This is a genomic window from Rhizobium sp. K102 (genome assembly GCF_022385315.1).
Lineage (GTDB): Bacteria > Pseudomonadota > Alphaproteobacteria > Rhizobiales > Rhizobiaceae > Rhizobium > Rhizobium croatiense.
Window position 1 is genome coordinate 1,424,444 of the sequence record NZ_CP092436.1, and the last position, 12,620, is coordinate 1,437,063.

A 12,620-nucleotide genomic window follows, 5' to 3' on the forward strand; every position below is an offset into this window, starting at 1 on the left:
CGATCGGGAAGCCGATCAGCTGCGCGGCAGCATGCCCTCGACATCGGCGGCTGCGTCGTCGAGCGCTTCCTTCGGCTCGACCGACTGGTCGACGATGCGCGAGAGGTTGTCGACGATCGTCTGCGTAACCTTGACGCCGTTCGAGCCCGGGAAGGCATACCAGGGGATCATCACCGGCATCTGGCTGAGGCCTGCCTGGAACAGCGGGTTCTGCTTGTAGAAATCGCCGAGATAATCGGCCGATTTCGCGGCGAGCTCGTTGTTCGGGACATAACCGGTGCCGGGCACGACGACCGAAGCGCCATATGGACCGGCGGCGAATTTGGCGAACTTCCAGGCGGCATCCTGCTTGGCGGCGTCATGCGTCAGGATGACGACGGCGTTGCCGCCGGTCGGCAGACGGCCATTCACCGGATCGATCAACGGGATCTTGGCGGTGCGCAGATCGAACTTGTTGCCGACATTCTTGATCGTGTTGCGCAGCGCGCCTGTGGTCTGGAATTCGAACCCGACCTTGCCGGCTGCGAAAGCCTGTTCACCGGCGGCCTTGGTGAACACAGGCATGCCGCCCTCGGTGACCAGGCGATGCAGGACCTCGACGGCCTTCTGGCCTTCCGGACCGTTGAAGGCAACCTTGCTTTCGTCATCGCTCAGCATCTTGCCGCCGGCGCCGAAGAGCAGTGCCGAAAACATCCAGTCGTCGCCCTGCCAGCGGTAATCGATGCCGTCGACGCCGTTGCCGAGCGCCTTGATCTTGCCGCCGAGCGCGATGACCTCATCCCAGGTTTTCGGCGGGTTTTCAGGATCGCCACCGGCCGCCTTCACGAGATCGGCGTTGTAATACATGATCGGGTTGGAGGTCGCGAAGGCCAGACCAACCTGCTTGCCCTTGACCTGGGCAAGCTTGAGGATCGTGTCGGAGAAGCCCTGCTCGGCCATGTTGCCGTCCTTCTGGACGAGCGGGCCGAGATCGACGGCGACGTCGCGTTCGTCGAGCATGCGCAGGCGGTTGAGGCCGATGAAGGTGATATCGGGCATTTCGCTGGTGCCGACCTGGCGAAGGATTGTCTGGATACCTTCTTCATAGGTCGCCGACGGGCTGGCGAACTGGATCTTGATATCGGGGTTTTCTTCCATGAATTTCTTCGAGATCGTGTCCATCACGTCCTTGAAGAAGCCCGGCATCGGGTAGTGAACCGTCAGCGTCGTCTCGGCATGCGCGGGAAGCGCGATTGCCATCGAGACCGCCGCTGCGGCGAGAAGCTGGGTGATATGTTTCATCGCTCGTTCTCCTGGGTTGAAACCGGTCAGCCTTTGAGACCGGTCATGGTGATGCCCTCGACGAAGCGCTTCTGCGCAAGCAGGAAGGCGATGACGAGGGGAAGGGTAATGATGAGGGTCGCCGCCATCAGCGCGCCGTAGTCGTCGCCGGCCTCGGCGGCGCGGAAATACATCAGGCCAAGCGGCGGCGTGGCATAGTCCTGCTTGCTGATGACGATCAGCGGCCAGTAGAGATCGTTCCAATGGGCGACGACCGAGAAGATGGCGAAGGCGGTGACGGCCGGCCAGGCATTCGGCACGATGACGCGGGCGACGATGCCCAACTCCGACATGCCATCGAGACGCGCGGCATGGATGAGATCGTCCGGCATGGCGCGGAAGAACTGCAGGAACATGAAGATCGCAAAGACCGAAATGGTGAAGGGCGCGACCAGCGCGGCATAGCTGTTGAGCAGCGCGGCGCGGTCGAAGGCGACATAGAGCGGCAGCGCGGTCGCGTGGATCGGCACCAGCAGGCCGAGCATGACAAGCACCATCATGGCGCGGGCGGCGCCGAAGCGCAGCTTTGCCATGGCATAGGCGCAAGGGATCGCCACCAGCACCTGGAAGAAGAAGATCAGCCCGCAGACGACGACGCCGTTCCACAACAGCTGCGCCATCGGCACTCGGCTCAAGGCCTTGGCGAAATTCTCGGCATAGGTGAAGTGCGCCGGGATCAACGACAGCGACGAGGTGAAGATGTCGCTTTGGGCCTTGCCTGCCGTCGAGATCATGAAGACATAGGGCGACAGGAAGATGATCGCGCCTAAGGAAAGCAAGGTGAGACGGATGATCCTGCCGAGGGAAAAAGCGCTCGTCATCATGTGTAATGCACCCGGCGGTCGAGAATGCGGTACTGCAGGAACATCAGCACCACCAGTATCAGCAGAAAGACCACCGTCATCGCCGAGGCATAACCGACGCGCAGGTAGACGAAGCCCTCCTGGTAGATCGTAAAGAGCAGCACCTCCGACGCCTTGTTGGGGCCGCCCTCGGTCAGCGTTTTGACCGTCTCGAAGACCTTGACCGCGTTGGTGATGCTGATGGTGATGACGAAGAGCGTCGTCGGCCCGAGCATCGGCCAGGTGACGAGCAGAAAACGGTCGAGGGAGGATCTGGCGCCATCCACCTCGGCTGCCGCATAAAGCTCGCGCGGGATCGCCGTCAGCCCGGCAAGGAACAGCACCATGTTGAAGCCGGCCGATTGCCAGACGCCGATGATCGAGAGGCTGTAGAGCACCGTGCCGGAGCTGCCCAGCCAGTTCGGGCCGGGAAGCCCGACGAGGGCCAGCAGCGCGTTGAGCGGGCCGATTGTGGGGTGGAACATATATTGCCAGACGGTCGCCATGGCGACGATCAGCGAAGCGACCGGCAGGAAATAGGCGGTGCGGAAGAAGCTGCGCGCCTTGGTCTCGCTCTCGATCAGCATGGCGATGCCGAGGCCGAGAAGAATCGAGACCGGTGCGACGAGCGCCGTGTACACCGTGGTATTCCACAGCGACTTGCGAAACGTCCGGTCGGTGATCAGGTGCGCGTAATTCTCGAAGCCGACGAAACGGAACTTGTCGTAACCGAGTTCGAAATCGGTAAAGCCGAGCACAACGACAGCTGCAACGGGCAACAGCACGAAGAGAAAAAGCAGGATCATCGCGGGCAGCACCAGCATCCAGGCGATGCGGGCCTCGCTGCGGCGATGAGCAAGGGCGGAATGATCAGGGATGGCCATGGAGGCGAAGCTAGCCATGCGCCCTCTCCCGCTGGGCATCGGCATTACCAGCAAGCCTGGCATCAGCAGCGCTGAGCCCGGCATCAGCGGAGCTGAGCCCGGCATCACTACCGGCGACGAAGCCCGCCAGCCGGCTGCCGTCCTCGGCAAAGATGAGCGTCCGGCCGGGCGACAATCGAAGCCCCACGGCATCGCCGGCCGCAAGCCCGGAGGCTTCGGACGGCTGTACCTTGGCGATGACGGTCTCACCGATCGCGTCGAGCCGGCAATGGAGGATAACCTCGGACCCCAGAAATTCGACGCGTTCGATCCGGGCGGCAAGGCCGTCATGTCGGCTCTTGGAAAGAAAGACGAATTCCGGACGAATGGCGAGTGTCACCGGCGTCTTTGCCGCGGGCGCATTCCCGAGCGTTAGCCGCAGGCCGCCGCAGAGGATGACGCCGCCTTCGGCAAAGGCCGGAAGCAGGTTGATGCGCGGCTGGCCGATGAAGCGGGCGACCTCGATATGGGCCGGATCGTCATAGATCACCTGAGGGCTTGCGATTTGCAGCAGCCGGCCGCCCATCATTACGGCGACGCGGTCGGCCATCGACAGCGCTTCCGCCTGGTCATGGGTGACATAGAGCGTCGGCACGCCGGCGCGGCGATGCAGGTCGACGATTTCGCCTCGGGCGTGAACGCGCAGGTTGGCGTCGAGGTTGGACAGCGGCTCATCCATCAGGAAGATGCTCGGCTGGCGCACCATGGCGCGGGCGAGCGCCACGCGCTGGCGCTGGCCGCCCGACATCTGGCCGGGTTTGCGGTCGAGCAGATGATCGATCTTCAGCGAGGTCGCCATATCGCGGACGTCGCGGGCGATCGCCGCACGGGTGGCGCGCTGGCCGGGGATCAGCGATCCAATGAAAGGCAGCCGCTGCATCCTTGAGAGCCGGCGCATCGCCAGCGGCACGGCGATATTCTGAGACGCCGTCAGATGCGGATAGAGCGCGTAGGACTGAAAGACCATGGCGATGTTGCGCTCGGCTGCCGCCACACCGGACATATCTTTCCCGCCGATCAGGATCTCGCCTCGGTCGGCGTGGTCGAGGCCGGCAAGGACGCGCAGTAGCGTGCTCTTGCCGCAGATGGCGCCGATCAGGCGCTCACCCGGCATCTCGCGCTCCATCTTGTCGATGATGAAGGCCGCCGACGGACCCCATGTCAGCTGGGTGTTGTCGAAGCGACCCTGCCAGGCCCAGTGAAGGTGGCCGCTGGCAAACAGCGCCACGTCATGGGCTGCTATCAGATCATAAAGCCGCCGGCGCTGAGCCGGGCGAACGCTCCAATAGCCGGTATCGCCTTCGTCGGGTGCATCGACGAACAGCGGCTTGTGCGCGAAGAGAGCCACGCGCCGCCCTGCCCTGTCTTCGAGCGCCTTGGCGAGCCATTCGAACTGGGCCTCTTCCTCCTCGTCCTCATGACCGAGAAGCAGCGAATTCAGGCCGATGAAGCGCCAGTCGGCCGCATCCTCCAGCCAGCGATCGTCACCGGCAAGGCTGCGCCAACGGGCCAGCCGCTCGGCGTTGACCGGCTGGTCGGACCCCTTGAGATGGCCGACATCGTGATTGCCGGGGACGATCAACATCGGGATCGACACTTGCCGCATCAGGTCCATCGAGAAGGTGATGTCCTCGTCCTTGTCGGCGCCGTCGACGGTGAGATCACCGGTATGTACGATCAGATCGGCGCCGGTCGCTTCGATCCAGCTCAGGAGCGGCGCCCAATTGCCGTTGAAATGCGGTTTGTTCGGGCTGAAATGGGTGTCGGTGATCTGAATGATTTTCATGAGGGCGCGTCTCCGAGACCTGGGAAGCGCGTCACGGACGCTCCCTTCTCGGACCCTCTCTAGAAGGCTCGCATGTCAATCAGACATCCGCGGTTTTCAGCTGTTTTTCAGTTTTGACATCAATCCGTCATGCAGGCGCAGACCGCCCCCGAGAATGGGGGCGGCCAGCGGCAGAGTCTGCGGAGATCAATGCCTCGGCGCGGTGGCGGGTATAGACGAAACGGTTGCCGAAACGGGGTCGCTTGCCGGAAAGCTATCTTCGAGGCCTTCGTTCAGCTCCTCTTCCAGCGTTTCACTGTCATGGGTCGAACGCGCGCTCGGCTGGCCTTTCAAACCCTTGCTGCCTTCGTCGAAGTTGCCGTTGCTCAAGGCGTCGTAACGGTTGATGCTACCGTCGGCGCCGCGGCCGGGAAAGGCGGTCAGTTGAACCATCATCACCTTGGCGTGGTCGAGCGCCGTCGAGTTGTCGAGCTCACCATGGGAATTATCGATTTTGACGAAAACCGATTCTCCTCCCTCGCCCAGGAATTCGACGGTGAAGAAGCCGCCGGACTGTGTCACGCGTGTATCGATCAACTGCATGGAAACCTCCTGTGTTCATGCCAGATCAACGGCGAGCAACATCAGGAGTTCCAGCGACAACACCATTTCAATCGGGGACGCAGTCACGACGGGTTTGCGGCGGCTTCGCCTCGGCCGGAATTTATGGTTAATTTATTAATAACTCAGCTTCTATAGTTGGAACCATGCGGCCTTTCCGAGTGTTGATGCTGCGCTGTGGAGGAACCCCGATGATCCTGAAAATCCTTGCTCCGAAGACCGACGCCGACTGCCATGATACCGGCACCTATCCCGACGGGATCTTCGCCGAAAACCGTATCGACCTTTCCTCGCGCTCCGACGTCCGCCGCCGCTCGCCGCATGAGCGCGATTACGGCGCCGACAGGAAACTGGAAAACCTGCCGCTCGGCTTCGCCTGACATTCTTTCAGGAAAAGTGGGGCGCCCTGCCGTTTGCCGCTCAACTGGCATGCGTCACCGGCACCCTGCCCGCCCGTTCTTTTCAAAAGCGGCGCGCGACAGAAGTAACTTGCATGATGATAGTCACTACTGTAGTGACATCCCATGCAACGGACGAGCTTCAGCCAATTCAAATGCCCGGCAGCACGTGCGCTCGACAGCGTCGGCGACTGGTGGAGCATTCTGATAGTGCGTGATGCCTTCCAGGGGCTGTCGCGCTTCGATGAATTCCAGAAAAGCCTCGGTGTGGCGCCGAACATCCTGACGCGGCGGCTCAAACACCTGACGGATCAGGGTCTGTTCGAACGACGGCTCTACCAGCAGCGCCCTGCCCGTTACGAATATCTGTTGACGGAGAAGGGCCGCGATTTCTTTCCGGTGCTGATGGCGCTGTTTTCCTGGGGAAGCCGCCACATTCCGGGAGAGGATCTCGCCTTTCTTCTCAGCGATGCGGCCTCCGGGAGAGCGCGCGAGACCATGCTGGTCGATGCGCGGACCGGCGAACGAGTGACACCCGAAAACACCAGCCTGCTTGCAGGCCCTGCAGCCGATGACGAGGTGCGAGCGCGGATCGCCCGCATGCGCGCCTGGTATCTCGGCATCGACGCATAGAAAGGACAATAAAATGGATCGCATCGTTGTTACCGGCATGGGACTTGTCTCGCCGCTCGGGACCGGCGTCGAGCCTGCCTGGAAACGCCTTGTCGGCGGCGCCTCGGGTCTGAGGGTACTGCCCGAGGATGTCGTCGGCGAACTGTCGGCCAAGGTCGGCGGTATCGTTCCCGGTATCACCGAGGATGTCGAGGCGGGCTTCGACCCCGACCGCTACATCACACCCAAAGACCAGAAGAAGATGGACCGCTTCATCCATTTCGCCATGGCGGCGACGGAAGAAGCGGTGAAGCAGGCCGGCTGGATGCCGACCGACGAAAGAAAGCGCGAACGCACCGCGACGATCATCGCCTCCGGCGTCGGCGGCTTTCCGGCCATTGCCGAAGCGGTGCGGATCGGTGAGGCGCGCGGCGTGCGGCGACTGTCGCCCTTCACCGTGCCCTCCTTCCTCGTCAATCTCGCGGCCGGCCAAGTCAGCATCCGCTACGGCTTCAAGGGGCCGCTCGGCGCGCCGGTGACGGCGTGTGCGGCCAGCGTCCAGGCGATCGGCGATGCGGCACGGCTGATCCGCTCCGGCGAGGCGGATGTGGCGATCTGCGGCGGCGCCGAGGCCTGCATCGACAAGGTGAGCCTTGGCGGCTTTGCCGCTGCCCGTGCCCTTTCCACCGGCTTCAACGAGACGCCGGAGCTGGCCTCGCGGCCCTTCGACACGGCGCGCGACGGTTTCGTCATGGGCGAAGGCGCCGGCATCCTGGTGATCGAAACGCTGGAGCATGCGCTTGCCCGCGGGGCGACGCCACTTGCCGAACTCGTCGGCTACGGCACGGCGGCGGATGCCTACCACATGACCGCAGGCCCCGAAGACGGCGACGGCGCGCGCCGGGCAATGGAGGCCGCGCTCAGGCAGGCGAAGATCCCGGCGTCCGAAGTCAAACATCTGAACGCGCATGCGACCTCGACACCGGTCGGTGACAAAGGCGAGATCGCGGCGATCGCCTCGGTCTTCGGCCGGGATGGCGGCATTGCCGTAAGCGCGACGAAATCGGCGACCGGCCATCTGCTCGGGGCCGCCGGCGGGCTGGAGGCGATCTTCACCATCCTGGCACTGCGCGACCAGATCGCGCCACCAACCCGCAACCTCGATGAAGCCGATCCTGATGCCGACGGCATCGATATCGTCGGCAAGACAGCGCGGACGCTGGCGATGGACTATGCCATCACCAACGGTTTCGGTTTTGGCGGGGTGAATGCCAGCGCCCTCTTCCGGCGCTGGTCGTAAAGTCCGCTTTCCTTGCGCTGGAAATGGCCTACACTTCCACTCTGTCGGGGATCATTTCCCGATAGAGCTGGAGATCAACCATGCGCGCCTTCTTCGCAGTTGTCATTCTGTGTGCCGCGTCCCTCCTCTCCACCGTCTCGGCCCGCGCCGAAGATCCGATCGACACGACGCGGACGATGATCGAGGAACAGATCAAAGCCTTCCTCAAGGACGATGCCGAGACCGCCTATTCCTTCGCCGCTCCCGGTATCAAGGCGATGTATCCCGACAAGAACCTGTTCTTCGCCATGGTCAAGAAGAGCTACGAGCCAGTCTATCACCCCGGCAACTACGCCTTCGGCCGCAGCCGCTCGATCGACAACGGCGCGCTGATCTACCACGAGGTGCTGATATCAGGCCGCGACGGCAAGGACTGGACCGCGATCTACCAGATGACCCGACAGCCGGACGGCAGCTACCGGATCAACGGCGTGCAGATCATGCCGGATGCCGACAGCAAAGGCATCTAGACGATTGAGTATATTTTTTCAGATTAAGTTGTGCTCTGCATCCCAAGGAGATGGTGAGCATTCGTTCTAGTGGACGGCTGTTCGAGCTGGACCTTGCCGCGTTTGAGGCATCGATCGGTGGCCCTGATCCGTCCATACCGCAATGGAGCGATCTTCAGGCTGGCCGCGTCAAACCGGCCGATGCCGGAAGTTGCACCCCCACCCGCTGATTGACTGAGCGCACCAAACGTGCAGGCCGATGCGGCCTTCAGCGATCGCCTTGCGGATCCTGCTTCAGTTCCGGGTGAGCGGCTTGCCGATCATGCCGGATGCCAACAGCAACGGCATCTGACGCCCTGGTCTTGGCTGGATCACACTGCCCAGCACTTGGATTCGTTGCACTAACTATTTTGAAATCGTGCTGGAGTAAAAAAACCGCCAGCGGGGGATTGGCAGGTTGAATACTGGCAAGCGATTTTTCACGGCTCTTGAAGCGTTGCGAGGAATCGCGGCCATCATGGTCATGTTCCTACATACTGGCGGCACGCTCGGCCCGATACCGGTCAATATCAGCTATCTCGCCGTGGACCTTTTCTTTCTTTTGAGCGGCGTCGTTCTTGCAAATTCATACGAAAGGCAGCTGGCCACGGGACAGATTTCGCCCGCGAGATTTCTGCTGCAGCGCATTATTCGGCTTTATCCTGTCTATCTGCTTTCTCTTCCTGTTGGCCTTGTCAGCTATGCAATTCAATTCGGCTTCGATTACCCCACCCTGGCCGGCCATCTGCTGAGGGCGTTTCTGTTCATTCCAAACGCAGGCACGGGCGGCGCCTTTCCGTTAAACGGGCCGAGTTGGTCGCTCTTCTTCGAACTCTGGGCTGGAGTGCTGTTTTCCGTTCTTCTGGTACGACTATCGTCCACAATCTTGTTCGCCATCGCCCTCGGAGCAGCGGGTATCACCTTGTACGGAGCCCTTGGAGCCAATTTCGACATTGGCCATCAGGCGGGCTACTTCGGATTTGGCTTCTCGAGAATTTTGTTCTCGTTCTCGCTCGGGATCTGCCTTCACAGGTTGTACGAGGTTCGGCCGCCGAATGCGGTCAATAGAGGCAATACCATCGGCATTTTCCTCTGTGGCTGCCTGATTGTGATCACGAATATACCCGCCAGCACATTCTACGGCTTTCCCTATTTTGATCTTTTAATATGCCTGACGATTTTCCCGGCCATTGTCTGGGTCGCAATGCGCACGAGGCAGACCGGCCTTGTCGAGCTGGCATTCCGCTGGCTGGGGATCATTTCCTACCCGATTTATATCCTGCACGCGCCCATCTTCGAGTTGCTGCATCGACTGCGGCAAAAGGGCTTTGACCTCCCGGCCTCCCCGGGCGCCGGTATGGTCGTCGTGATAGCGATTTTCATCATGGCCGGCATCGTCGCCATTCATTTCGACGAGCCAGTGCGCAAAAAGCTCAAATCAATGGTTGCGCCGAGACCAGCATCCGAGGTTCCCGCGGGAGCGAGCTAGTCTTATACCGGATCGAGATCGCCCCTCGCCCATTCCTCCATCGTCTCCGCCATGAAATCGGCGAAGCGGCCTTCGGCAATCGCCTTGCGAATGCCCTGCATCAATTCCTGGTAATAGGCGAGATTGTGCCAGGAAAGCAGCATGCCGCCGAGCGCCTCGTTGGCGCGGACGAGATGGTGCAGATAGGCGCGGGAATAATCGCGCGAGGCCGGGCAGTTCGACTGTTCGTCGAGCGGACGCATATCCTCGGCATGGCGGGCGTTGCGGATATTGACCTTGCCGCGGCGGGTGAAGGCGAGACCATGGCGGCCGGAACGGGTCGGCATCACGCAGTCGAACATGTCGATGCCGCGAGCGACCGATTTCAGGATGTCGTCAGGCGTGCCGACGCCCATGAGGTAACGCGGCTTTTCCACAGGAAGCACCGGCAGCGTCGTTTCCAGCATCCGCAGCATGACGTCCTGCGGTTCGCCGACGGCAAGCCCCCCGACTGCATAGCCCTTGAGGTCGAGCTGGCTCAGCGCCTCGGCCGAGCGGATGCGCAGCGCCGGGATATCGCCGCCCTGGACGATGCCGAACATCGCCTTGCCCGGCTGCTCGCCGAAGGCGACCCGGCAGCGTTCGGCCCAGCGCAGCGACATTTCCATGGCGCGCTCGATCTCCTTCGGCTCGGCCGGCAGCGCCACGCATTCGTCGAGCTGCATCTGGATATCGGAGCCGAGCAATCCCTGGATTTCGATGGAGCGCTCCGGCGACATATGGTGCAGGCTGCCGTCGATATGCGACTTGAAGGTGACACCCTGCTCGTCGAGCTTGCGCAGGCCGGAGAGCGACATGACCTGGAAGCCGCCGGAATCCGTGAGGATCGGATGTTCCCAGCGGATCAGCTTGTGCAGGCCGCCGAGGCGGGCGACGCGCTCGGCGGTCGGGCGCAGCATCAGGTGATAGGTGTTGCCGAGAATGATATCGGCGCCGGTCTCGCGCACCTGATCGAGATACATGGCCTTGACGGTGCCGACCGTGCCGACCGGCATGAAGGCCGGCGTGCGGATCTCGCCGCGCGGCATGGAGATTACGCCGAGGCGGGCGCCGGCATCGGTCTTGTCAAGGGTGAATTGGAAGTTCTCGGTCATCTGTCTTTCCGGAAAAGAAGGCTCGCGTCGCCGTAGGAGTAGAAGCGGTAGCCTGTGGAAATGGCGTGTTCATAGGCCGCGTGCATGGTTTCGAAGCCTGAAAAGGCCGAGACCAGCATGAACAGCGTCGAGCGCGGCAAGTGGAAATTGGTCATCAGCATGTCGACCGCCTTGAAACGGTAGCCGGGCGTAATGAAGATACCGGTGGCGCCGGCCCAGGGCTTGATCTCCCCGCTTTCCCCGCCGCACTTTCGATCAGCCGCAGCGAGGTCGTGCCGACGCAGACGATACGCCCGCCCCTTGCCTTGACGGCATTCAGCCGGGCGGCGATCTCGCCGCTGACATAACCGCTTTCGAGATGCATCTTGTGATCGTCGGTATCGTCGGCCTTGACGGGCAGGAAGGTGCCGGCGCCGACATGCAGAGTGACAAAATGGCGTTCGATGCCGGCCTTGTCGAGCGCTTCGAACAGCGCTGGCGTGAAATGCAGGCCGGCGGTGGGAGCGGCGACGGCGCCTTCCTCGCGGGCATAGATCGTCTGGTAGTCGGCGCGGTCGCGCTCGTCCTCGGGACGCTTGGCGGCGATATAGGGCGGCAGCGGAATATGGCCGACGGCGGCGATCGCCTCGTCGAGCGCCGGGCCGGACAGATCGAAGGCGAGCGTCACTTCGCCCGCCTCGCCCTTTTCCTCGACGGTGGCATCGAGCGAGCCGATCATGCAGCTTTCGCCGGAATGGCCAAAGGCGATGCGGTCGCCCTCCTTGATGCGTTTGCCGGGCTTGGCGAAGGCCTTCCAGCGGCTGGGGCCGATGCGCATATGCAGCGTTGCCGACACCTGCTGGCCGCCGGCGCCGTCCCTATGACGGATGCCTTCGAGCTGGGCGGGAATGACCTTGGTATCGTTGAAGACCAGCGCGTCGCCGGCCCGCAGAAACGACGGCAGATCGCAGACATGATGATCCGAGAGCGCGCTCTCCGCATCGGGATCGACGACGAGCAGGCGCGCGCTGTCGCGCGGCTCGGCAGGCCGCAACGCAATGCGTTCATCCGGCAGGTCGAAATCGAAAAGGTCTACGCGCATCGGGTACTTTCAGGCAAAGCGAAACCCGCCCCGCGCTTTCGCGCAAGGGCGGGTTTCAGCAGAAATCACAATCAGACGTCGGCGGCAACCCGCATCGAGACGATCGAGTCCGGATCGGAAACCGGTTCGCCGCGCTTGATCTTGTCGACATTGTCCATGCCTTCGATCACCTGCCCCCAGACGGAATACTGCTTGTTCAACCACGGCGCGTCGGTGAAGCAGATGAAGAACTGCGAGTTGGCCGAGTTCGGGTTCTGCGAACGGGCCATCGAGCAAGTGCCGCGAACATGCGAGGTCGCGGAGAATTCAGCCTTCAGGTCCGGCTTGGAGGACCCGCCCATGCCGGCGCGGCCGGGATTGAAGGTTTCGGAACCCTTCTTGCCATATTCGACATCGCCCGTCTGGGCCATGAAATCCTGAATGACGCGGTGGAAAACGACGCCGTCATAGGCCTTCTCGCGGGCCAGTTCCTTGATGCGGGCGACGTGCTCCGGAGCGACCTGCGGCAGCAGCTGAATGACAACCTTGCCCTTGGTGGTTTCCAGAATGATGGTGTTTTCGGGATCCTTGATCTCGGCCATTGCCTTCTCCTCTTGTTTGTTTCGTAAC

Annotated in this window: 11 protein-coding genes and 3 pseudogenes; 5 read left to right on the plus strand and 9 right to left on the minus strand. The window is 62.1% G+C overall.

Translation table 11 applies throughout. The features are described 5' to 3' along the window. Window positions 1–15 precede the first annotated feature (15 nt). The 6 genes and pseudogenes from MHI61_RS12855 to MHI61_RS12880 all read right to left on the minus strand — a co-directional run bounded on the left by MHI61_RS12855 (window position 16) and on the right by MHI61_RS12880 (window position 5,453). Window positions 16–1,281, minus strand: a complete 1,266-nt coding sequence (locus tag MHI61_RS12855; protein WP_239792288.1) for an ABC transporter substrate-binding protein — start codon at window positions 1,279–1,281, stop codon at window positions 16–18. A 26-nt stretch (window positions 1,282–1,307) separates the two neighbouring features. Beyond that, window positions 1,308–2,144, minus strand: a complete 837-nt coding sequence (locus tag MHI61_RS12860) for a carbohydrate ABC transporter permease (protein ID WP_131622737.1) — start codon at window positions 2,142–2,144, stop codon at window positions 1,308–1,310. Then, entirely contained in the window at window positions 2,141–3,064 is a 924-nt protein-coding gene (locus MHI61_RS12865) for a sugar ABC transporter permease (protein WP_239792289.1), read from the minus strand. The genes MHI61_RS12860 and MHI61_RS12865 overlap by 4 nt, the downstream gene beginning before the upstream one ends. Further along, window positions 3,057–4,184, minus strand: a pseudogene (locus tag MHI61_RS12870) (ABC transporter ATP-binding protein); the annotation flags it as partial. The gene MHI61_RS12865 and the pseudogene MHI61_RS12870, both read right to left, overlap by 8 nt. Continuing rightward, window positions 4,173–4,871 (minus strand): annotated as a pseudogene (locus tag MHI61_RS12875) (metallophosphoesterase); the annotation flags it as partial. The pseudogenes MHI61_RS12870 and MHI61_RS12875, both read right to left, overlap by 12 nt. A 186-nt stretch (window positions 4,872–5,057) precedes the next feature. Next, entirely contained in the window at window positions 5,058–5,453 is a 396-nt protein-coding gene (locus tag MHI61_RS12880) for a hypothetical protein (protein WP_239792290.1), read from the minus strand. Between the two features lie 209 nt (window positions 5,454–5,662). Here MHI61_RS12880 and MHI61_RS12885 point away from each other — a divergent pair, with 209 nt between their 5' ends. The 5 genes from MHI61_RS12885 to MHI61_RS12905 all read left to right on the plus strand — a co-directional run bounded on the left by MHI61_RS12885 (window position 5,663) and on the right by MHI61_RS12905 (window position 9,797). Further along, window positions 5,663–5,851: a hypothetical protein gene (locus MHI61_RS12885; RefSeq protein ID WP_097579299.1), complete on the plus strand. Its 189-nt coding sequence runs from the start codon at window positions 5,663–5,665 to the stop codon at window positions 5,849–5,851. A gap of 144 nt (window positions 5,852–5,995) precedes the next feature. Next, complete coding sequence (locus MHI61_RS12890) at window positions 5,996–6,502, plus strand: helix-turn-helix domain-containing protein (protein ID WP_239792291.1); 507 nt, start codon at window positions 5,996–5,998, stop codon at window positions 6,500–6,502. 13 nt (window positions 6,503–6,515) lie between these two features. Next, window positions 6,516–7,781: a beta-ketoacyl-ACP synthase II gene (fabF, locus tag MHI61_RS12895; protein ID WP_239792292.1), complete on the plus strand. Its 1,266-nt coding sequence runs from the start codon at window positions 6,516–6,518 to the stop codon at window positions 7,779–7,781. Between the two features lie 80 nt (window positions 7,782–7,861). Continuing rightward, window positions 7,862–8,290 (plus strand): DUF4864 domain-containing protein, encoded by a 429-nt coding sequence (locus MHI61_RS12900; RefSeq protein ID WP_239792293.1) that lies wholly within the window; start codon window positions 7,862–7,864, stop codon window positions 8,288–8,290. A 436-nt stretch (window positions 8,291–8,726) separates the two neighbouring features. Further along, entirely contained in the window at window positions 8,727–9,797 is a 1,071-nt protein-coding gene (locus MHI61_RS12905; RefSeq protein ID WP_239792294.1) for an acyltransferase, read from the plus strand. Window positions 9,798–9,799: 2 nt separating this feature from the next. Here the strand turns inward: MHI61_RS12905 and tgt are convergent, their stop codons facing one another. The 3 genes and pseudogenes from tgt to MHI61_RS12920 form a co-directional block, all read right to left on the minus strand. Continuing rightward, window positions 9,800–10,930, minus strand: a complete 1,131-nt coding sequence (tgt, locus tag MHI61_RS12910; RefSeq protein ID WP_239792295.1) for a tRNA guanosine(34) transglycosylase Tgt — start codon at window positions 10,928–10,930, stop codon at window positions 9,800–9,802. Continuing rightward, window positions 10,927–12,011, minus strand: a pseudogene (queA, locus tag MHI61_RS12915) (tRNA preQ1(34) S-adenosylmethionine ribosyltransferase-isomerase QueA). Before queA ends, tgt begins: the two are co-directional and overlap by 4 nt. 71 nt (window positions 12,012–12,082) lie before the next feature. Next, entirely contained in the window at window positions 12,083–12,592 is a 510-nt protein-coding gene (locus tag MHI61_RS12920) for a peptidylprolyl isomerase (protein ID WP_010029525.1), read from the minus strand. Between the last annotated feature and the right edge of the window lie 28 nt (window positions 12,593–12,620).

Excerpts from the sequence above, each read along its gene's own strand:
- MHI61_RS12860 (WP_131622737.1), bottom strand. The coding sequence starts at position 2,144 with ATGATGACGAGCGCTTTTTCCCTCGGCAGGATCATCCGTCTCACCTTG.
- MHI61_RS12900 (WP_239792293.1), top strand. The coding sequence starts at position 7,862 with ATGCGCGCCTTCTTCGCAGTTGTCATTCTGTGTGCCGCGTCCCTCCTC.
- tgt (WP_239792295.1), bottom strand. The coding sequence starts at position 10,930 with ATGACCGAGAACTTCCAATTCACCCTTGACAAGACCGATGCCGGCGCC.
- MHI61_RS12920 (WP_010029525.1), bottom strand. The coding sequence starts at position 12,592 with ATGGCCGAGATCAAGGATCCCGAAAACACCATCATTCTGGAAACCACC.
- MHI61_RS12855 (WP_239792288.1), bottom strand. The coding sequence starts at position 1,281 with ATGAAACATATCACCCAGCTTCTCGCCGCAGCGGCGGTCTCGATGGCA.
- MHI61_RS12880 (WP_239792290.1), bottom strand. The coding sequence starts at position 5,453 with ATGCAGTTGATCGATACACGCGTGACACAGTCCGGCGGCTTCTTCACC.
- fabF (WP_239792292.1), top strand. The coding sequence starts at position 6,516 with ATGGATCGCATCGTTGTTACCGGCATGGGACTTGTCTCGCCGCTCGGG.
- MHI61_RS12890 (WP_239792291.1), top strand. The coding sequence starts at position 5,996 with ATGCAACGGACGAGCTTCAGCCAATTCAAATGCCCGGCAGCACGTGCG.
- MHI61_RS12885 (WP_097579299.1), top strand. The coding sequence starts at position 5,663 with ATGATCCTGAAAATCCTTGCTCCGAAGACCGACGCCGACTGCCATGAT.
- MHI61_RS12865 (WP_239792289.1), bottom strand. The coding sequence starts at position 3,064 with ATGGCTAGCTTCGCCTCCATGGCCATCCCTGATCATTCCGCCCTTGCT.